Source organism: Phenylobacterium sp. CCH9-H3, assembly GCF_001557235.1.
In the GTDB taxonomy this organism is placed as follows: Bacteria; Pseudomonadota; Alphaproteobacteria; order Caulobacterales; family Caulobacteraceae; genus Phenylobacterium.
The window spans coordinates 1-21024 of the sequence record NZ_LSJI01000075.1 but is presented as its reverse complement, the minus strand read 5'-3'; the positions used below and the strand labels follow the sequence as shown (position 1 = coordinate 21024).

The following is a 21024-nucleotide window of genomic DNA, read 5'->3' as shown; positions in this document are numbered from 1 at the left end:
GCAAGAAGCCTAGAACCGGCGCACGAGCTGCACACCATATTGCCGCGGCTCTCCATAGACGGCGAGCGGCAGGGCCGGGTTCGAGACTCCGGTGGCGTCGGTCCCGACGGTCTTGTAGGTCGCGTACCGCTCGTCAGTGAGGTTGCGGCCGAACACGGCCACCTCCCAGACATCGCCGGCCGTCGCAAAGGTCGCTCGGGCGTTCAGCAGCGTGTACGGCTCGCCCGAGAACTGGCGCAGGTTGTTCGGCTTGAATTGGACGCGATCGCGCCAGGCGATGTCGCCCCGCAGGGTCAGGCTGTGGCCGTCAACGAACTCCCACCGGTACTGTGCGGCCCCTGTGAAGTTCCACCGCGGGGCATTCGGCAGGGTGTTCCCGGCCAGACTAACCCCATTGTCGAAGAAGCGGTCGTACTCGGCGTCGAGATAGGCCGCCGTCGCGTTCAGGTCGAGGCCGCGGACGGGCCTCACCGTGACCTCCAGTTCGCCGCCCTTCAGGGTGGCCTTGCCGGCGTTGGTGGTGGTGGCCACGCCGTTGATGTACTCAACCACCTGCAGGTCCGTGTAGTCGTAGTAGAAGACGCTGAGATTGGCCCGGACGCGGCGGTCCCAGAACATGGACTTCACCCCGCCCTCGTAGCTCCAGATGTACTCCGGCCGGAACGGCCGGCCGTCCCCGAGTTGGAAGCCTCCCGACTTGAAGCCGCGCGTGATCGAGGCGTAGGCCATCACGTCTTCGCTGACGTCGTACTGAATCCCAACCTTCGGGGTCCATGCGCGCCAGGACGCCTTGGCCGCTTCACCGCCCACATCGGTCCCTCCGGAAAGGACGCGGTAGGCGAAATCCTTTTCCTCGTAGCTGTAGCGGGCGCCGCCGGTGAGCCGGAGCCGATCGGTCAGCCGGAACGTGGCTTGGCCGTAGGCCGCCAGCGCATTGGTGACGTTGCTTTCGGGCAGGCCGAGGGCGCGGGCGGGCTCCAGGATCTGCAGCTGGTCGCGGGCCTTTTCGCGCAGGTAGAAGGCGCCGACGATCCATTCCAGGCGCTCAGGCTCGTTGTTGCTAAGCTGCAGCTCCTGCGTGAAGGAGCGCGAGCGTTCATAGAGGGTGATGTTGCGGAGGAAGAGATCCGTCGCATCTACGTCGAGAACCTGGTCGACCGTGCTGCCGCGATAGGCAGTGATCGACTTCAGGGTGACGGGCGCCGTGACATACGTGGCGGTCGCCGAGACGCCACCGTTCTCCACATTGTTGCGCGGTCGCGTGTCGAGGATCAGCTCGTCCTCGCCGCGCGGGATGGTCGCGCCGGCCCGCGCGAAGTCCGCCGGGTAGCTTTGGCGAATGGACGGATAGCCCGTCTCGCGGTCGCGGCCATAGTCGGCGCGCAGCGTCAGATCGAAGTTTTCGGCGAGGTCGATTGCGAGCGTGGCGCGCGCGGCGAAACGGTCGATGTCCTGGTATTTTTCGCCTGTCTTCGGATTGTCGTAGATGCCGTCGCGATCGTTCTTGAGGACGGTCAGGCGGCCGCGGATGCGCTCGCCAAGCGGCCCGGACACGGAGCCGGAGAATGTCCGTCGATCGTAGTTGCCTACCGTCGCGCTGAGTATCCCTTCCAACTCAGACGTGGGCGCCCGCGAGGTGATGTTCAGCGTGCCGCCGGCGGAGTTGCGTCCGAACAGAACGCCCTGGGGACCACGGAGCAGTTCGATGCGCTCCACGTCGAACATGTCCTGGTAACTAGTGGTCGGCCTCGGAATATAGACGCCGTCGTAGTGGACCGTCGAACTCGGGTCGGTGGCGACACCGAAGGCCGAGGTGCCGATGCCTCGGATGTTCACGATCGCCATCGAGTCGTTGGTGATGGTGACACCCGGCGTAAAGACCTGCAGATCCTCAAGGGTGGAGACCCCGAGCGCGCGAAGGGTCTCGCCGGTGACCGCCGTGACGGCGACCGGCGTGTCCTGCAGATTTGTCTCGCGCTTCTCTGCTGTGACGACCACCTCTTCCAGAGCTTCAGGAGCGGTGGACTGAGCGAACCCGGGCGCGGGCGCCAGGGCGAGCACTGTGAACATCGCGGACGCGCCGCGAAGTGCAAAACGATTGGAACGCATGAAACCTCCCCATATCTAAGGGATATACGTACAACCGTGCTTCTCCCCCTCAGAACCACACAACAAAGTTGCCATACCGAGTACGAACGCCGAGCCATCCTCCAATCTGGGCCTACGCAACGGCTTGCTTGCGCGGTCCTCCGGCGTCGATTTGCGAAGACGGTGTCTGCGATCATCGGTCACTTCGGGAACCCTGCGAGCTGCGATCTGTTTGCCTAATCCGTCGTCGAGGTCGGACGACGTCATGCGCAGGATTCCACAGTTCATGCCGCCTCCCGTGGCCCTCTTGTCGCTCGCAACGGCGTCCCCGCCTAACGTGCTGGCGCAAGCGCAAGTGGAGCAGGCGGCGCGAGACCTGTTTTCCGATAAGTTTCCGCAGTTCGAGCGTATGGCTCCGGTCTTCACCTCGGCCGGCGTTCGTACCCGGCAGGTGATCCGGCCGATCGAATGGTACTTCGAGCCCCGGGGCTGGCCCGAACGCACCGAAGCTTACCTCGATGGCGCGACGGACCTGTTCGTGCAGGCGGCCTCCGCGGCGCTGGCCGAGGCGGGGCTCGCCGGCCCCGACGTCGACGTCATCGTCACGGTGTCGTCTACGGGGATCGCGACGCCCAGTCTGGAGGCGCGCGCGATGGAGCGCATGAAATTCCGACCCGACGCCGCCCGTGTGCCGGTCTTTGGTCTCGGCTGCGCCGGCGGCGCGACCGGTCTTGCTCTGGCCGCCAAACTCGCGGCGGCGACTCCAGGCGCCATCGTCCTCTTCGTCACCGTCGAGCTTTGTTCCCTTGCGTTCCGGCTGGACAACCTCAGCAAGGCCGACATCGTGGCCACGGCGCTGTTCGGCGATGGCGCTGCAGCCTGCGTGGTCCGGGCCGGGGAGGGCGGTTTCGCCCAGGTGACTGGGATCGCCGAGCATACCTGGCCCGCCACGCTCGATGTCATGGGGTGGCGGGTCGAGCCGACGGGCCTCGGGGTGATCTTCGCACGCGCGATCCCGCCATTCGCCAAAACCAATCTGCAGCCAGCCATGGCGTCGATGTTGGGCGGCCAGAATCTAGAGGTCGAGGACATAGACCGGTTCATCTGCCATCCCGGCGGCGTGAAAGTGATCGAGGCGCTGGAGCTTTCGCTGTCGATCCCGCAGGGCGGCCTGGATCGAGAACGCGAGGTATTGGCTGACCATGGCAATATGTCCGCCCCGACCGCGCTGTTCGTCCTCGACCGCGTTCGGCGCTCTGGCATGCCGCCGCGCTCGGTTCTCACGGCGTTGGGACCAGGCTTCACCGCGAGCACTGTCACCCTGGATCGCGCGGCGTGACCCTGTCCGTCACGGTCCTGGCCCTCGTGACCCTGCAACGGATCGCCGAGCTTCTCCTTGCCCGCCGGAACTCCGCAAGGCTCCTGGCCAAAGGCGGCGTCGAGATGGGGTCTGGGCACTATCCTATCGTGGTGTCCTTGCACGCCGCCTGGCTGATCGGTCTTTGGATCATGGCCTGGGACCGGCCGGTCGCGCCGCTTTGGCTGAGCCTCTTCTTGCTCCTGCAACTGTTGCGGATCTGGGTCATCGCAACGCTGGGAGATCGCTGGACCACCCGGATCATTGTACTTCCCGGCGCACCCCTGGTGAGGCGCGGACCCTATCGCGTCCTGTCCCACCCGAACTATGCCGTCGTTGTCGCCGAGATTGCGGTGCTGCCGATCGCCTTCGGCTTGCCGACCTACGCCCTGATATTCTCCGCCTTGAACGCCGCCATGCTTTGGGTGCGCATAGGTGCTGAGAACCGCGCACTGGCCAGGCTGACATAGGCTGCCTGCGATCGCCGCTTGTTGTCGACCTCATCGGCGTGCAGCCGATCGCGATCGATTAGAGCCTGCGATCGCAACTCCTCCGACGATCCCTTTGCCACCACGTGCGCGTGTGGAGTCTAAAGCTGGGCCTTGTGATTGAACTCTTCCGATACTGCCGCGTTGTAGCCGCGCATCTACGGCGAAGCCACAATCTAGAATTTGAGCGCGATAGGAGAGGGACGTGCGGACAGAACATAAGATCGAAGGATCAATGGATCGCCAGATGATGCAGCATCACTATATGATGCTCGCGCTCAATCTCGCCTTGAGCCTCGTCATCATGTATATTGCAATGTTCGCGATGATCTCGAGCTGGGGCGAGTTCGTCCAGAACATCAACTTCTTCTACATGGCGCTGGTGATGTGGGCGCCGATGGCCGCAGTGATGCTGCTGACGATGAAGTCGATGTATCGCAACACCAAACTCAATGTTGGCCTATACGTCGTCTTTGCCGCCGTATTCGTTCTTTCGTTGGCAGGAATTCGCGCCCAAGGGTTTGTCGGCGACCGGCAGTTCGTTCGATCGATGATACCCCACCATTCCGGAGCGATTTTGATGTGCGGCCAGGCCCCGATCAAGGATGCGGAAATCCGCGAACTCTGCTTCGGCCCGAACGGGATCATAGAATCGCAGAAACGTGAGATCGCCCAGATGAAGGCCATTTTGAAGCGCCTCTAGCCCGGCCCTCTCCGCGGCACCTGTCTGGCCGCCGACTCCTGGGACGCCTCGCCGCAGACGTGATTCGACACGCGATGACGGCCAGGCCGCTCGCCTTGCTCGTGCCGAAGCTAAGCGACGATTATCCGCATGCCGCTACGCGAACGCGCCCGCGCCGGCCGCGAACGTCAAGGCGTCTGCGCGGCCGCACGTGGGAACCGCTGGCGAGCGGCGCCCTGGAGTTAAAGACTCAGATTGGTCCACGGGTTCCTAATGCCCTCCTCCAGGGGCTACCCAAGAACTCGTTCTAATGGCCGAGGGCGTTCGAATTCGTCCATCTGACCGTTGACCGTTGACCGCGCCGCGCGCCGCCGCGACCGATGGAAATACCGAGCCCATGCGAGGTCCTCTCGGGGCGGCGACCTGTAGCGAAAGGGCTAAGCGTCCGGCGGCGCGTATTCCCTAAATGATGTCCGAGCCGTCGAAATCATGGAGCTCTACGCCGGGGCGGCTGCGGTCGCTTGACGCGGCCCGAGGCTTGGCCGTAGTCGGCATGATCGTGGTCAACTGGGCCACCATCGTCGATTATCTTCGTCTCGGTCCGGTTCCAAGACAGCTCCTGCATGCCGAATGGGTGGGCATCACGCTCGCCGATCTCGTCTTTCCCGCGTTCGTGTTTCTGATGGGAATGTCGTTCGCTCTACGGAGCCCGACATCCGCCGTGTCCCCGATCACCGCCGGTGCTTGGTTCAGGGCCATCCGCTTGTTTGCTGCGGGTTGGCTGCTGTCGAACCTCCACTGGATCGTCAGCCCGGATGGGGAGGCCTTTCGCCTCCTGGGCGTGCTTCAGCGGCTGGCGCTCGTACAGATCTCTGTCGCATTGCTCGTGGCGTACACGTCCCCGCGGCTGCAGGCTCGGATCGTGCTCGCGGTGCTGGTGGGTTACTGGCTGCTGCTGCTCGCCCCAACGCCAACCGGTCAGCCGCCTGACCTTAATTCGCCTGGAACGAACTTTGTCTCGTGGTTCGATCGCTTCGTATTGGGTCGCCACATCTATGTTAGGGGCGAGGCAGGTTATGATCCGGAGGGCATCCTCGGGACGTTGCCGGCGATCGCCCAGTGTCTTCTCGGGGTTCAGGCCGGGCGCTGGCTCCGTACCGGCCACACCGCCTTGAACATCGCGGCGGGGCTGGCGGCGGCAGGTCTGGTGAGCGTCGCCTTAGGGCTGCTCTGGTCGCCGTTGCTTCCGATCTCAAAGCCGCTCTGGTCGAGCAGCTTCGTGCTGCTGACGACGGGCGTGACCCTCTTCGTGTTCGCTTTGATCTACTGGGTGGTCGATGTTTATCGCCGGGGCGGTCCGACGACGGCGTTTCTTGAGGCCTTCGGGCTGAACGCCATCACTGCCTATATCCTCCATTCGCTCATGCTTACCGCTATGACCGCGGCCGCGGCGCGTCTGCTTTTGGCCGGCCCCCGCTCCAGCGCTGAGACCCTCCTCGCGGTTGTATTGTCCTTCGTTGGCTTGGTGGGCTTCACGTGGAGCGTGGCGGCTTACCTGCGACGGCGAGGCATCATCGTGCGGATCTGACATCTGGACCCGCACCCGCGCGCCTGCGGGGGCGCAGTTCTCGCAACCATCAGCCGTACGCCCTGGCCGTGGAGTGACGTTCCCGCTTGACTGGGCCCGCATCATGCGATTGAGAACTAGTCGCAGTCGCAGTGAGCGCGAGGGATTCGGCTATGAGTGAAGTGGTTAAGGGGCGGCGCTGTCGGCGTGTGGCTTTGCTGGCGGCGACGTCGGCCGTCTGTTGGACAGGCGTGGCGCAGGCCGACGCGGCCCCTGACGCAAATACCCTCAGCGGCGTCACGGTGACTGCTCAAGCCCGCGAGCAGGAGTCCAAGGCGAGCTACAAGGTGACAGGAAGCACCACGGGGATGCGGACGGACACCGCACTGATCGACGTTCCGCAGGCGGTTACGGTGGTCTCAATCAAGCAGATCAACGACCAGGCGGCAGGCAGTATCGGCGAGGCCATCCGATACGTTCCGGGCGTCTTCTCAGCGCAAGGGGAGGGCAACCGGGAAACGCTGGTGTTCCGCGGCAATGCCACCACGGGCGACTTCTTCGTCGATGGCGTGCGCGATGACGTCCAGACCTATCGCGACCTCTACAACATCGAACGACTGGAGATCTTCCGTGGGCCCAACGCGATGATCTTCGGACGAGGAGGAATCGGCGGTGTCGTCAACCGCGTGACGAAGGTCGCCAGCTGGCAGCCCGTCGGCGAGCTCCACTTCGAGGCGGGCAGTTACGATCACAAGCGAATCAGCGGCGACGTGGGCCTTCCCGTGAATGACCGTGTGGCGTTGCGCATCACCGGCGTCTATCAGGACAGCGGCAGCTACCGCGACGGCGTCGAAAATGAGCGCTGGGGCGTGAACCCGACGGCATCGTTCCGGATCGGCGATGCCACCAACGTGCAGATCGGTTATGAGCACTTCGAAGACGACCGCATCGCGGACCGGGGCGTGCCGGCTCAGGTCCGCGGGGCCGGGATGGCGGTGGCGAAGCCGCTGAAGACCCCGCGCGGCCAATTCTTCGGCGACCCGGCCAACAGCCCCACTTGGACCGACACGGACGCCGCCAACCTCTTCATCGAGCACACTTTCAGCGACAACGTGTCGATCCGGAACCGGACGCGCTGGGCGAACTACGACAAGTTCTATCAGAACGTCTTCCCGGGCGACGTGAACGCCGCCCAGACCACCGTCTCGCTCTCGGCCTACAACAACGCCACCGCGCGCAAGAATTTCATCAACCAGACCGACCTGAACCTGACCTTCAACACAGGCGCGATCGAACACCTGCTGCTGGTCGGTGCGGAATATGGCCGTCAAATCACTGACAACCGTCGCTTCGAGGGACGCTTCGCCGGCAACGCCGCCTCTGTCACCGTGCCGATCTCTGCCTCTAACGTCCGGCTTCCCTTGACGTGGACGCAGACTGCGTCGAGCGGCGACAACAAGGGCGTCGCGACGGTCAAGGCCGGGTACGTGCAGGACCAGATCGGCCTGACCGGGGCCCTCAAACTGGTGCTGGGCGTTCGCTACGAGGACTTCCGCACGCGCGTGACGGACCGGCGCGTGGTTGGCTTCCCGGCCGGGCAGCAGCGGCAGTTCGATGTGACCGACACCCTCTGGTCCCCGCGAGTGGGGGTGATCTGGAAGCCGGTGGAGAACGCATCGATCTATGCCGGCTATTCAAAGACCTACCAGCCGCGTGGCGGCGACCAGCTCACCAGCCTGTCGATCAGCAATCAGAACCTAGATCCCGAGACGTTCCAGAACTACGAGCTCGGCGCGAAGTGGGACATCAACCCGTCATTCAACGTGACGGCGGCGGTCTTCCAGCTGGACCGCGACAACGTGCTGGCGCTCTCCGATCCCAACAATGCGGCGTCGCCTACCGTGCCGATCGGCAAGCAGCGCACGCGAGGCATGGAGCTGAGCGCGGCGGGCGAATTGACTGAGCAGCTGAGCTTCGTCGCGGCTTACACCCTCTCCAATGGAGAGTTCTTGGACAACGTGTCTGGGACGGTCCGAGCCGGCAACAAGCTGCCGAACGTGCCCAAGTCCAGCGCCTCACTCTGGAGCCGGTACGAGGTGACGCCGAAACTGGGCGTCGCACTCGGCGCGATCTACCAGGGCAAGCGATACGCCTCGACGGACAATGTGGTGGTGATGCCCGGATTCACGCGTCTAGATGCGGCGGCGTTCTATGACGTCACCGACCGAATCACGGCCCAGGTGAACGTCGAGAATCTGCTCGACAAGCGGTACTTCGTCTACGCCAACAGCAACAACAATATCACCCCCGGCTCGCCGACAGCGGTGAAAGTGGGGCTGACGGCGCGCTTCTAGTTTCACTCTTATAGGTTCCAGCCGATGTGCGACGGGTCCGGGGCCTGACAGCAGGTGCGCGCGGAATCCTACGACGCGTAGGGCCCGTCCGTCCAGCTGCTCTAATTTGATCTGCGAGCCTCAGTGTTCGATCTCCGCTCCAGTTCAACCGTCGCTGCTTAGGCCGGACTGATGTAGCGCCGGTTGAGCGGCTGCGGTCACACGCCATATGACGCCGCCGACATCGTCGGCGACGAGGAGGGCCCCACGCTTGTCGACAACCACCCCGACCGGCCTGCCCTGGATCTTGCTTTCGGCGTTGAGAAAGCCGGTTAGGAACAGCTGCGGCGCCTGGGGCCGCCCTGCGACGAAGGGGATGAACACCACCCTATAGCCATTGAGCGGCTGGCGGTTCCAGGATCCGTGCTGCGTGACGAAAGCGCCGCCTCGGTAGGACGGCGGATAGGTCCCGCCTCTGTAGAAGACCAGGCCCAGAGACGCCGTGTGCGGACCGAGCCCGTAATCGGGGACGATGGCGCTCTCCACGAGATCCGGCCGCGGCGGACGCACACGCGGATCGACGTGCTGGCCCCAGTAGCTGTAGGGCCAGCCATAGAAGCCGCCCTGTCTCACGCTGGTGAGATAGTCGGGCGGCAGGTCGTTGCCGATCTCATCGCGCTCGTTGACGACGGTCCACATCGTCCCCGTACTGGGCTCGAAGTCGATCCCATTGGGGTTGCGGAGCCCGGACGCGAAGGTGCGGATTTTGGCCGAGGCGATATCATACTCCCAGATGGCCGCGCGGCCGACTTCGTTCTCCATGCCGTTGTCGCCAATATTGGAGTTGGAGCCAACCGTCGCGTAAAGCTTGGACCCATCTGGGCTCACCACGACGTTCTTGGTCCAATGGTGATTGATCGGCGGGCCGGGCAGATCGAACACCCGCTCCGCCGGCCCCGCCGCTGCGGTCTGGCCCGAGCTATAGGCGAACCGAACCACGCCATCGTTGTTGGCGACGTAGAGCACCTCGCCGACGAGCGTCATGCCGAACGGACTGCGGAGCCCCTGCGCGAACACCGTGCGGCTCTCCGCAGCGCCATCTCCGTCCTGATCGCGAAGCAGGACGAGCTTGTTAGGACTGGGGACCGCCGCCTTCATCTTTTTCATCAGCATCTTCTGGACGAAGCCGCGAATGCCGCGCTGCATCTTGTTCGCCTTCGACGGCTCACCGGCGGACTCGGCCACCAACACATCTCCGTTGGGCAGCACGAGCAGCCAGCGGGGATGCTCGAGGTCGCTGGCAAAGCGGGTGACCGTGAAGCCGGCCGGAGCCCGAGGGCTCGCGCCCGCCGGCCAGCCCACGACGCTGGGCACGCCGACCGACGGCAGGAGACTCCTTTGCGGCGCCGATAGCAGCGGATTGGGCCCGAATCCGACGAAGGGATCACTAGAGCCCGGCGTGGTACAGGCGCAGAGCGACAACGCCGCAACACTTGTGATGACGATTGTGGCCGCGCGAGACATGAGCGCTCCTCTATCGATCAAACTGATCCGGGGGCGCTGATGTTGCGTGTCGCGGCGCCGCTCGCGAAATCTACTCTAGAAAGACGCGTGGACTAAGCCCTAGCCCTAGGTCCGGATGATTGCCAGCAACCTTCGGCCAAGGACCGCCATCGCGCCCAATCTCGGGCACGGCGCAAGTCTTGAACGGCTTGGGCACTGATTGGGATGGCAGGACATCGCTCCTGAAGGTGGCTTAGGAAGCCGAACTCATCACCGCGATGAGGATGTGTGGTTAAACTTTGAGTCGCTGGCCACGGTCGTGATCAATGCGGCGCTGTCCATCACAGGCATCATGTAATCTGTAAGCACGGCGTCAGGCCGTTCTTCGGCCACCCTGGCCGCGACGCGACGAGCCTTATACCTCTTCGCCTTCCGCTTCCGCAGCCACCGATGCGGCGCCGCCCAAGGCCTCGTAGCGCCGGGCTGAGAGCCACTGCAGGCGTTTGGCCTGGGTCAGCAGAACCCGCCGCAAACCGCCCTGGACCTTTCGCTCGGAGATCACCTGGGCAAGCCGCGAAATGATCAGCGCGCGTCGGGAAATGCGGAAGTCCGGATGAGAGCGAAGTTCGAAGACGCGCTCGGAGACAATCCGCCCGCGAAACGAAGGCGGGGCCTCGACGGCGAGGGCGCCCGGTGGTGGGTCCTTCTCGTTGAGAATCGCCTTGAATTGAGAGCCGTCGACAGCCCGCTCCGTAATGAGGCGCTCCAGCGCGTCGAGGTGCTGGCGGGCGGCATTGTCGGCTCGATTCGAACCCTGAAACTGGGGAAGGGGCCAAACCTCGATCTCGAAGACTTCGAAGGGATCGAGCACCGACATGGCCACGGCGTCGGTCCGCTGATTGGTGAGGTGGCGCCGGATACGCGTGCGCAGTCGCTCGTTAGTCTGGCCGACGTAGATCGGCTCGCCGTCGTAGTCGAAGAAGGCGTAGACGCCCCAACGGAAGTTGCCGACCGGCGCGGCCTGCCCGTCGGGCTGCTCAAACGGCGTGTTGAGGAAGCGCGTCAGGTTCTCCCGCAGGTCCTCGGTCTCGAACGGTGGGAAATTCACCGCGTCGGGATTGCGCCCGAAGAGGGGCCCCGAATCAGACACGCTGGATGGCCGTCATGTCGGACGCGTGCTGTACGACGCCGGCGCGGCGGATCACTGTGCGCCGGAAGAGTTCATCGGCCTGCTCGCCGACCTCGAAGTCCACGTAGTTGACCTCCTCGTCGCGTTCGCCGAAGGCCGCGTGGAAGGCGGCCAACAGCTCCACCTGTTGCAAAGTCTGGGCGGTCGACTGCGGATGGGCGCGCGATGGGATGGCGGCCGGGAAGACGTAGATGCAAGGCGGTGGGGTGAGGAACGGGCCGACGGCGGTCCGACGAACGGCGCCGTCCAGCGCCGCAAGCTTAGGACAGGGTCGCCCAAGCGTGCCGCAGATCATGTCCCAGATCACCACGCCATCGACGCGCTTGTTGCGGCTGATCATTTCGGCGCTCAGCCGTGTGTGGATGCCGGACCAGGCGTTCCGGCGAGGGTCTGCGCCGGAGTTTGTGCAGAGGCTCCAGGTGATGAACTCGTCGGCGTCTGCGGGGCGTTCGAACTTGTTGGTGTTCTCGCCGTCGAGGCAGCCCTTCAGGTCGATGACGGCCAGGCGGCCACTATGCAATCGGACGTAATAGTCGTTGCGCGCCTTGCCCTGGGTCCGGTCCCATCCAGCGATGAAGCCGCCGTCTTCCATGTGGTTGAGGACGTGCTGCACGAACTCGCGCTTGCCCCGCATGGTCGCGGAGAATTCACCGCGTACCTTCTCGATGGCGCCGCGAAAGATCGGGGAGCTGTAGAAGCTGGTTTCGTCCAGCCCGTGGTCGCCCAGCTGATGCGCTTGGGTTTTCAGGACCTCCGCAAAGCGTTCGATCTCGGCACGGAGCCGCGGATCCTGCTCGCAGGGGATGACCGTCACGCGGCCGCCTTCGCCGCGTCATCGACGCCGAGGAGGGGCTCGAAGAGCTGTTCCGCCAGGTGTCGAACCACATGCACGGCCACACCGTCGCCGGTCAGGTGATAGGCCTCGTTGTAGTTCTTCGGCAGCTTGTAGCTCTCGTCCAATCCCATCAAGCGGGCGGTCTCACGGGCGGAGATCAGCCGGCTGCGCACCTTCTTGCCGTCGACCACGACGATCACCTGGCGACTAGAGCCGCCGGCCGGCGTCCGCAGGCAGCCGGCGACATCGTCGAACCGGACTTCCGCACGCTGCACCTTCACCCCACGCTCATCCAGCCGTGTGCGCTTGTAGACGCAGCCCACCATACGTCGGCCGGCGCGCTTAGCGGCTTCCAGCTTGGCCTTGTTGACTGGCGACATCTTGCCGATCAGCAGATCCCGCTCGGCGTCCGTGTGCCAGCTGACGCTGGTCGGGTTCTCTTCGATAAAGTCGGCGAAGGTGGCGTTGCGTCTCGCTGGCGCGGGAATGTTCCACCAAACCATCTTCTTCTGGGCCGTTTTGCTGACGCGTTCGAAGGCGCGCTGCAGGGCGGCGGTGTGGAACGGCGCGATGGGCTCTGGCGAAAGCAGGGCTGGGTCGACTTCGACGTCGTCGCGGACGCCGATGATGAACAGCCGCGGCCGCGACTGCGGTACGAACAGGGCGGCGTTGATGACCAGCGCGCCATAGCGATAGCCGGCGTCGGCGAAGGTCTTGCAGATCGCCTCGAAATCGCGGCCGCTGTGCGAGGTCAGGGTCCCGAGGACGTTTTCCAAGGCGATGAGCTTCGGAGCGCGCCCGTCGGCGACCAATCCCTTCACGATCTCCCAGAAGGGATAGAAGGTGCCCGAGCGTTCGCCCTTCAAGCCGGCGCCGCCGCCGGCCAGCGACAGATCCTGGCACGGAAAAGAGCCCCAGATCAGATCGGCGTGTCCGGGCAGTTCAGCCGCCTTGATCTTCCGGACGTCGTCAATCCTGAGCACGTCCCCGGTGGGATAGTTCAACTGGTAGGTCAGGCCCTTCTTCGTGTCGAAGTCGTTGGCGAATAGGCAGGTCCAGCGCTTGCCAAGGCCGGCCCGGGCCATACCGCCGCCCGCGAAGAATTCGTAGAAGCTAGGCATCGCCCGCGCCGCCTTTTCCTTGGCCGTTCTCTGCGCGATCACGGGCCAATTTCTCTTTGACCGCTTCGGTTATCCAAGTGTTACGCGAGATGTTCCCCGGACGAGCGCCTCGGGCCGCATCAATGGCGTCGAAGGTTTCGCCCGGGAGCCGCAGATTGATCCGGTCTAGGGTGCGGACCGTCGCCGTTTTCGAATCAAGTAGCATGGCGCCAGAGTGGCGCCACATAGGCGCCCCGTCGAGCGTAGTTTCCATTTTGTTCTTTTCAGGCGGCGGGGCAAGGACCACGAGGGAAGGCGAGGATGACCGGATCGCGCATCTACTCCGTGGCCATCGTTCGCGAACTCGACCTTGATGCGCTGGCGGTTCTCTCCGACGAGGAGGCTGACGCCGGCGAAGACGACGGGCTGCAGGGCAACCAGCAATACCGGGATATGCGCGGGGCCAGCTGGGACCAGGTTGCCGATGCGCTGGCCCAAGAGGCGGCGCTCTTCCAGCGGTTCGCGGCGAGCGCTGGGCTCAACGAGGAGGCTGAACTCTATGAGCACGAGCGGGAGGACGCTTTCCTGCCGGAGGAGGATCTTTGGGGTCTCGATATTGGCGTGATCGGCGCGACCCTGGCGCTGTCGGCGTTGGGGGCGACGACCGTCAGCAGCTGCAATGCGGGCGGCTTTGGGGGGCACCATACGGCCATATTTCCGCACGTCGCCTTCTTCCTTCCACGCGAGGCGGCCCCGGAGGTTATGGCGATCGCCGAGGCGGCCGAGGTCGGTCTCGATGTTGTGGAAGGGGGGATTGCGCGACTCTACGGGCGAACGGATCACGACCTTCATCGGTTCGCTGAGGTCGCTCTGCAACGAGATCGAGGCGCGAGGTGATGTAGCGACGGTCGCGGCAAGTCCCAGGAGCTTTCACCTGCGCGTAGGCCGGTGACCTTGCAAAACGGTGTATACACACGTGCGCAGAAGCCGTTTGACGGTGAGGATGAACGTCTCCGCCACCAGCCCGGGAGCTCCGCGGTCCTGGCTCAGGCGGACCGGCCCCAGTAGCCGGCCGAGCCGGCGGTGAAACCCGAGACGAGCCACGCCAGCGGCGAGACGTCCCACAACACCAAATGGACGGACGGAATCGACATCAAGGTCTAGTTGGGCCTCAGCGGCTTGGACCAAGCCGTCACGTGTGCTGCGGATTTGGCTGGCACTTGCGCCGATCCAATCCGTGATCGCCACCTGGAAGTTATTCTTGGGGCTCGGACCGTGGAGATCCGGCGCGTTAGCGCGCCTAGGACGATAGGTAAAGCTGCGCAATCCGCCAGGAAGCGCTTGTTGTCCTTGAACAGGTGGTTGAAGTCGCTGCGGTCAGGATTGAGATCGGTGGCGTTGAAGATCGACCGAGCCACTAGGCACAGGCCATGTTGGATGTGCGGGAGTAACGGAATGTCAGCTGGCGCATCAATGCCGAAACCAGCTATCGACTAAGAGAAAAATAACGCGCGAGAAGGATCATTATCGCGTGTAATCCGCTCTCTGGAGCCCTGGTGGACGCCTCAACGACGAAGCCGCCAACAGCCCGCGCCGCCATGGCGATAGCCAAGGCGCAAGCCTATCAGGACGCGGCCGACGCGCCGGCGACCTTGCGCGCCTACGCCTCCGACATGAAGAACTACGAAGCCTGGTGCGCGCGCCACGCCATGACGGCGCTGCCGGCGACGCCCGAGGTGGTCGGCGCCTATCTGGCGGCGGCGGGCGAAGGCTACGCCATGCAGACCCTGCGCCGGCGGGTGGCCGCCATAGCCCGGGCGTCGGGCGTCGCTGGCCATCCGCTCGACACAAAACACCCGGCGATCCGCGAGACGCTGCGCGGCATCGGCCGCACCCACGGCAGCCGCGGTCGGCGGTCGGCGGCGCTGACCACGAGCGAGCTGAAGAGGTTCAGCGGGATCTGCGAACCCGGCCTCGCCGGCGACCGGGATCGTGCGTTGCTCCTGGTCTGCTTCTCCGGGGCGCTCCGGCGCTCTGAACTGGTCGCCCTCGATGTCGAACACCTGGCCTGGTCGGACGGCGGCGTGAAGCTGCTGCTCGTGAAGTCCAAGACTGACAAGGAAGGCGAAGGCGTCGAGATCATGATCGTCTACGGTCGCCACGAGGCCACCTGCCCGATCCGGGCGCTACGACGTTGGCTCGAAGTCGCCGCGATCAAAACCGGCCCGGTGTTCCGAAAGGTTAACAAGGGCGGCCGAGTCGAAGCGCGTCGCCTCAGCGAAGACGCTGTGCGGCAGATCCTGCTGCGGCGGGCCGCCCAAGCGGGCATCAAAGGCACCCTGGCGGAACCGGTCAGCCCGCATGGGCTCCGGGCGGGTTTCGTCACCACGGCCTATCGCAACGGCGTGCCGGACGAGGAGATCATGGGCCATACGCGGCATCGCAGCCTGACGACCATGCGGAGCTACGTGCGCCGCGCCAAGCTTTCCAAAACGGCGCCGGCGGGTAAGCTTGGCCTTTGAGCCGGCGGCCTGCAGCGTTCATATTGGAACCCTTGCGCGCCGATACCATTTCCGGTATCACACCTGCGTTGTGGATCTGTGATCGGCGATGGATGAACGGGAGATCGATTGGCGCGGCAGCACCTACAAAGACCTCTTGGAAATGCCGGCCAAGGTCCGCCAGACCTTTGGCTTCGCCCTCGGTCTCGCCCAGAACAACCTACCCTATGAGGATGCCAAGACACTTTCGGGCTTTAAGCCGGCCCTGGTCGAAATTTTAGAGGACGACGACGGAGACACCTACCGTGCAGTCTACACAGCGCACTTCGAGGACGTCGTTTATGTGCTGCATTGCTTCAAGAAGAAATCGACAAAAGGTCGCTCGCTACCGAGCCGCGATAAGGAAACCATTGAAGCGCGCCTCGCCGAGGTGAAGAAGATCGAGTCGGAAAAAGCGAAACTGAAGAAGCGAGGATCATGATGAGCGGATATAGGACCCAAGCCGGTCAAAGCGTTCTGGACCAACTTGATCTTGACCGAGGGTTCATCGTCAAGGCGAAGCTTGCGCAGCGCCTCGCCCGTTCAATTGCCGAGATGGGCTTGAGCCAGCGTGAAGCGGCCGCCCTTTTGCCAATCGCGCAGCCTAAGCTGTCTTTGATCACCCGCGGCAAGCTGGACGACATCAGCCAGGCCAAACTCGAAGAGTGCCTGCAGGCGCTCGGCCACGACATCGAGATTTCGATCGGCCGTCGTCATGATGGGCCGGGAGAGATTAGAGTTCGGGAATTCGCTTAACAGACAATATATCTTATCGGAAATTGTCGAGCAATATCAGCAACATAGAGCGAGACAGATATACCCTCTTTTTGATTGACGCGCCAGACGCTTGACGAGAGCGGATCGATCCGGCGGCCCTTGGGGCGAGGATCAAGCACTATTTTCTCTCGATCTGGCCGACCACCCGGAGCGCGCCTGCGAGACGCCAATCCCCACGCAGCCTGTGCCTAAGCTGTATGGCTGTTATTGGGTGGGCGAGCGTCCAAAACCCGACATTGGGACATCACGTCGGAGAGTGACGCGGCGGCCAAGCGGGACTTGCCTGTAGAACAGCCTGCACATGGCCCGACCCGTTACGCCCCCAAGGTACGCCCTGCAAATGACTTGCAATCTCGCTGCAATTCAGATCAATGCGCCTGCAACTTAATCGCAACTGGGGGCCCTATTGCGTTCGCAGCTTTTCCTCGCCGTCTCCGGTCTCGCCCTGGCGCTTGGCGCCTCCGCCCGTGCCGACGAAGGGGCCCCGCTTTCGGAACTGGTGGTGATCGGCGCCGCGCCATCGGCGGAGATTCCCGGCGCAGCCACCGTCGTGCCAGCCGCCGAGTTCGAGCGTTCGCAACCGCTGAGCATCAATGACGTGCTGCGGCGAGTCCCCGGCCTCTATATCCGCTCGGAGGAAGGGCTGGGCCTGCGGCCCAACATCGGCTTTCGCGGCCTCAACCCCACCCGCTCGACCGAAGTGCTGCTGCTCGAGGACGGCGTCCCCCTCACCTATGCGCCCTATGGGGACAACGCGACCTACTATCATCCGCCGCTGGAGCGCTTCAGCAGCGTGGAGGTGCTGAAGGGTTCGGGCCAGATCATCTACGGCCCGCATACGGTCGGCGGCGTCATCAACTATGTCACCCCCCGCCCGCCCGCCGACTCCTCCGGCCGCCTGATCGTGCGCGTTGGCGACAACAAGACCCGTGAGGTGGTGCTGCAAGGCGGCGACACCTTCGGCCGGCTCGGCTTGTTCGGAGGCTTCGCCGCCAGCCGCAGCGCGGGCGTGCGCAAGAACCAGGACCTGAACTACGCCGACCTGTTCCTGAAGGGCGTGCTCAGCCTCACCGAGACCCAGGAGTTGACCCTCAAGCTCAGCGGCTACCACGAGGACAGCAAGGTCAGCTATTCGGGCCTCACCCAGGCCGAGTACCTGGCCGATCCGCGCGGAAATCCGTTCCGGAACGACGCCTTCACCCTCTGGCGCTACGGCGCGACCCTGTCCCACGGCTGGCAGATCGCGCCGAAGGTCCAGCTGACCACGGCGCTCTATGTCGCGACCTTCGAGCGGGACTGGTGGCGCCAGTCATCCAACTCGACCCAGCGGCCGGCGGACTCCAGCGACCCGGCCTGCGGCGGCATGGCCAATGTCGACACCACCTGCGGCAACGAGGGGCGCCTTAGGCAGTACTACATGTTCGGCGCCGAGACCCGCCTGACCGCCGGCTGGTCCGCCGGCGGGATCGGCGGAACCCTGACAGCAGGCGTTCGCGCCCACGCCGAGAACCAGGAGCGCTTCCAGCTCAACGGCGACCGCCCGACCTCGCGCTCGGCGGGGACCTCGGTGAATGCGGGCCTGCGCGAGCACAATGTCCGGGAGGCGCGGGCCCTTTCCGGCTTCGTACAGAACACCTTCGATTTCGGCGCCCTGGCCGTCACCCCCGGCGTCCGCTTCGAGCAGATCGACTATTCGCGGTCCAACAAGATGGCCCGCCAGCGCGGCGAGCAGGATCTGAGCGAGTGGATCCCCGGTCTCGGCGTCTCCTGGTCGCCCGATCCGCGCTGGACGCTGTTCGCCGGGGTGCACCGCGGCTTCTCGCCGCCGCGGGTCGAGGACGTGGTCACCAACACGGGCGGCTCGGTGGAGCTGGAGGCCGAGCGCAGCATCAACTGGGAACTGGGCGCACGCGTCGAGCCGGTCCCGGGCGTGCGCGGCGAGCTGACCGCCTTCCGCATGGATTTCGACAACCAGATCATCCCGGCCTCGGTCGCCGGCGGCGTGGGCAGCACCGTGACCAGCGCCGGCGAGACCCGTCACCAGGGGATCGAGGGCGCGGCGAGCTTCTCGTCCAAGGCCGCCATGGGCACGCAGATCGACTTCTACGCCGAGGGGACCTTCACCTGGGTGGAGACGGCCGAGTTCCGCGGCCGGCGGTTCTCCAGCATCACCGGCTTCACCAACGTGCCGGTCGGCGGCAACCGCCTGCCCTATGCGCCCAAGTGGGTCGGCCGCATGGCGTTCGGCTTCGACACCGGTCAGGTCCAGGCCGAGATCGAGGGCGTCTATACCGGCGCCATGTTCGCCGACGACCTCAACACGATCGCGCCCTCGGCCGACGGCCAGCGGGGCCGGATCGACGACGCCTGGCAATTGAACCTCGCGGCCGCCTGGCGCGTGCCGAACACCCCGGTCAAGCTGACCGCTGCGGTCCGAAACCTGGCCGACAAGACCTTCATCGTCGACCGGGCGCGGGGCGTGCTCGTCAACGAGCCGCGCACCTTCATCGCCGGGCTGGAGCTGGCGTTCTGATTGTGAATACCCGCGCAAACCCTTGTTTCGGCGTCTGAACGCAATACGGGGGCGGCGCTGGAGCGTCCGATCGTGCGTTTTCGGCGTGCTCGATCTGCACCCGATTTGGATCCTGACGTGACAGTGTGGCCCGCAGATTCACATCGCGCGACTCATGTCCGCCAGCGTGCGGTCTCGAAGATCCATCGAATAGGTCGGGGCATCGCTGCCTGCCTCCCGTCCTAGCAGGAAGCTTGGATCAGACTTCGGCTGATTTGGAAATCCAACGATTCGCATAACTCAACCCGCTATAGCGCCGCATGTCAGTCGCATTCAGGCGAATACTGACGCGCCCCGCCTGGAGCGCGTGGAAATCGGCTCTCAAACTCTACTTCTAGGTCGCGACTGTTTGCTGGGCGACCGCCTGAAGATGCTTCTCCGATAAGCTTCGGCCCCGTACAGCGAAAGCGCGAAGAGGCTCACTCCAGTTATGACGCTGAGAATCTGCCAACCGAGGCCGCCCACCTTGGATGCGTGGATCGGCCATGCCGCCGCATAAACCTGGGCGCGCAGTGGCGATTTCAGGGGATCTTCCACCGCGAGCACCTCGCTGGTCGCGGGATCGATGTAGACGATGGTTCTGCCGTTGGCGTGCCATTCCTGCGGCTGGCGCAGCCTGATCGTCGCCGGCGCCTTCGGCTTGTCCGGTAGGGTGGCGATCCTCAGCTGCGCGGAAGGGAACCGGGCTTGCGCCGCGGCGAGCGCCCTCTCCCAGTCGACCGCGCCTGCGCCGGACTCTGGAACCTGCGCCTTGGGCAACCGGAGAACGGCGATTGTCCAGTCGCCGAGCGCGAGTGAAGTCCCCGTCAAAACCAGCACCACCACAAGAGGCGCGCTGAGGACGCCGAGGTCGCGGTGCGCCGCCAGCCACCCGGCCCTGCCGCTACGGTTCGGGAAGACGCGAGCCTGGAAGCTTCGCGCCGCCGGCAGCCACACTATGAGCCCTGTGATTACCATGGCCAAGGTGGCTAGTCCCACCACCCCGACCACTCTCGTGCCCGTCTCTCCCGAAAGGTAATGATGGTGCAGGTCGAAAAGGAAATCGACAACCCGGCCGTTCTTGGCCCACTCGCTCACGAGCGTGGGCTCGCGGAAGCCGAGATAGGCTGAGCGGCCGTTTGCGAACGTCACGTGGTGGACGCCAAGCTCTTCGTTCGCGAACATCACCCGGCGAACTTCGCCCAGGCCCATCGCCGTCCGCATCGTCGCCGCAGCTTCGGGCGCCGTCGGCTCAGCCAGCACTCGGGCTTCCGGCACCGTGGCCCTGATCCACTGCGGCTTGAACACCAGGACCGAGCCACTGAGCACGATCGGCGCCAGAAGGATGCAGAGGATCAGCCCGCACCAGGCATGCGCCTTACGCAGCAAGCTCATCGGGTATGCATCTGTACTGCTGGGCGCCGACTGGCATCAGAAGTCCTTCTGCCAGCGGAGCGTTGTCGCGCGCCCGCGGCCTGCCACGTAGTCGGTGTTCGTGACGAAGGTGGCCGTTTGCGAGAAGTAGGTCATGTAGAATTCGTCGAGCAGGTTCGATACCGCCAGGGTGAGGCGGCCAGCGTCACCTGCATCAAAGGTGGCGATGGCGTCCACTAGGACGTAGCCGTCGAAATCGTGCTGCGGCAGGCCGCCATCGAACTGGCGGTCCATCAGATAGGAGGCCTGCAAGCGACCCGTAAGGCGGTCACTCAAAGGCGCCTGGACGTAGGCGTTCAGTCGGTCGGGCGCGATGTTGCGGCCGTCAAGGTCCCTGTCGGTGCGGCCATCGCCATTGCTGTCGTAGCGTCCCTTGAGCATCGCATAAGCCGCGCCGACCTTCGCGCCGGTCGGCCAGCTGTAGCTCCCTGCGATCTCCAAGCCTTCGATGCGCGTCTTCTCCCGCGTGACGACCCCGGCGCCGCCGATCACCTGGATCCGCGATCCCAGCTTCGAAGCGGACCAGGCCTCAGTGCATTATCGGGCCGCAGAAATACGGTAGACGCTCAGCGCGGCAGGC

General features: G+C 64.4%; 17 protein-coding genes. 10 read left to right on the top strand and 7 right to left on the bottom strand.

Annotated features, from left to right (window positions below):
* Positions 1-9: 9 nt before the first annotated feature.
* On the bottom strand, positions 10-2109 hold the full coding sequence (locus tag AX721_RS06425; RefSeq protein ID WP_082765407.1) for a TonB-dependent receptor: 2100 nt from the start codon (positions 2107-2109) through the stop codon (positions 10-12).
* A 244-nt stretch (positions 2110-2353) separates the two neighbouring features.
* Here AX721_RS06425 and AX721_RS06420 point away from each other — a divergent pair, with 244 nt between their 5' ends.
* From AX721_RS06420 to AX721_RS06400, 5 genes are all read left to right on the top strand, one after another.
* On the top strand, positions 2354-3427 hold the full coding sequence (locus tag AX721_RS06420) for a type III polyketide synthase (protein ID WP_197422485.1): 1074 nt from the start codon (positions 2354-2356) through the stop codon (positions 3425-3427).
* A complete protein-coding gene (locus AX721_RS06415) occupies positions 3424-3915 on the top strand; it encodes an isoprenylcysteine carboxyl methyltransferase family protein (RefSeq protein WP_068875184.1) in 492 nt (163 codons plus the stop codon). The genes AX721_RS06420 and AX721_RS06415 overlap by 4 nt, the downstream gene beginning before the upstream one ends.
* Before the next feature lie 253 nt (positions 3916-4168).
* A complete protein-coding gene (locus AX721_RS06410; protein ID WP_231733228.1) occupies positions 4169-4636 on the top strand; it encodes a DUF305 domain-containing protein in 468 nt (155 codons plus the stop codon).
* A gap of 445 nt (positions 4637-5081) precedes the next feature.
* Positions 5082-6203: a heparan-alpha-glucosaminide N-acetyltransferase domain-containing protein gene (locus AX721_RS06405; RefSeq protein WP_068879147.1), complete on the top strand. Its 1122-nt coding sequence runs from the start codon at positions 5082-5084 to the stop codon at positions 6201-6203.
* Between the two features lie 152 nt (positions 6204-6355).
* Positions 6356-8536, top strand: coding sequence for a TonB-dependent siderophore receptor (locus AX721_RS06400; protein WP_068875182.1), 2181 nt, complete (start codon positions 6356-6358; stop codon positions 8534-8536).
* A 144-nt stretch (positions 8537-8680) separates the two neighbouring features.
* On the opposite strand, the gene AX721_RS06395 is transcribed toward AX721_RS06400, so the two are convergent.
* The 4 genes from AX721_RS06395 to AX721_RS06380 all read right to left on the bottom strand — a co-directional run bounded on the left by AX721_RS06395 (position 8681) and on the right by AX721_RS06380 (position 13205).
* Entirely contained in the window at positions 8681-10039 is a 1359-nt protein-coding gene (locus AX721_RS06395; protein ID WP_068875181.1) for a sorbosone dehydrogenase family protein, read from the bottom strand.
* 394 nt (positions 10040-10433) lie between these two features.
* A complete protein-coding gene (locus AX721_RS06390) occupies positions 10434-11126 on the bottom strand; it encodes a GIY-YIG nuclease family protein (RefSeq protein ID WP_231733227.1) in 693 nt (230 codons plus the stop codon).
* Between the two features lie 34 nt (positions 11127-11160).
* Entirely contained in the window at positions 11161-12021 is an 861-nt protein-coding gene (locus AX721_RS06385) for a hypothetical protein (protein WP_068875179.1), read from the bottom strand.
* Entirely contained in the window at positions 12018-13205 is a 1188-nt protein-coding gene (locus AX721_RS06380; protein ID WP_343056202.1) for a DNA cytosine methyltransferase, read from the bottom strand. The genes AX721_RS06385 and AX721_RS06380 overlap by 4 nt, the downstream gene beginning before the upstream one ends.
* Positions 13206-13463: 258 nt before the next feature.
* Here AX721_RS06380 and AX721_RS06375 point away from each other — a divergent pair, with 258 nt between their 5' ends.
* From AX721_RS06375 to AX721_RS06355, 5 genes are all read left to right on the top strand, one after another.
* Positions 13464-14039, top strand: coding sequence for a hypothetical protein (locus AX721_RS06375; RefSeq protein WP_068875178.1), 576 nt, complete (start codon positions 13464-13466; stop codon positions 14037-14039).
* 659 nt (positions 14040-14698) lie between these two features.
* Positions 14699-15664 carry a site-specific integrase gene (locus AX721_RS06370; protein WP_156467040.1) on the top strand — a complete coding sequence of 322 codons (966 nt, stop codon included), beginning with the start codon at positions 14699-14701 and terminating at the stop codon, positions 15662-15664.
* Positions 15665-15752: 88 nt separating this feature from the next.
* The gene (locus tag AX721_RS06365) at positions 15753-16124 is read left to right on the top strand and encodes a type II toxin-antitoxin system RelE/ParE family toxin (protein ID WP_068875176.1); all 372 of its coding nucleotides are present in this window, start codon (positions 15753-15755) and stop codon (positions 16122-16124) included.
* Positions 16121-16438 (top strand): helix-turn-helix domain-containing protein, encoded by a 318-nt coding sequence (locus tag AX721_RS06360; protein ID WP_068875175.1) that lies wholly within the window; start codon positions 16121-16123, stop codon positions 16436-16438. Before AX721_RS06365 ends, AX721_RS06360 begins: the two co-directional genes overlap by 4 nt.
* Before the next feature lie 427 nt (positions 16439-16865).
* Entirely contained in the window at positions 16866-18992 is a 2127-nt protein-coding gene (locus AX721_RS06355) for a TonB-dependent receptor domain-containing protein (protein ID WP_068875174.1), read from the top strand.
* Positions 18993-19352: 360 nt separating this feature from the next.
* Here AX721_RS06355 and AX721_RS06350 read toward each other — a convergent pair whose 3' ends face one another.
* Positions 19353-20405, bottom strand: coding sequence for a PepSY domain-containing protein (locus tag AX721_RS06350; protein ID WP_068875173.1), 1053 nt, complete (start codon positions 20403-20405; stop codon positions 19353-19355).
* Between the two features lie 36 nt (positions 20406-20441).
* The gene (locus AX721_RS06345; protein ID WP_068875172.1) at positions 20442-20936 is read right to left on the bottom strand and encodes a TonB-dependent receptor domain-containing protein; all 495 of its coding nucleotides are present in this window, start codon (positions 20934-20936) and stop codon (positions 20442-20444) included.
* Between the last annotated feature and the right edge of the window lie 88 nt (positions 20937-21024).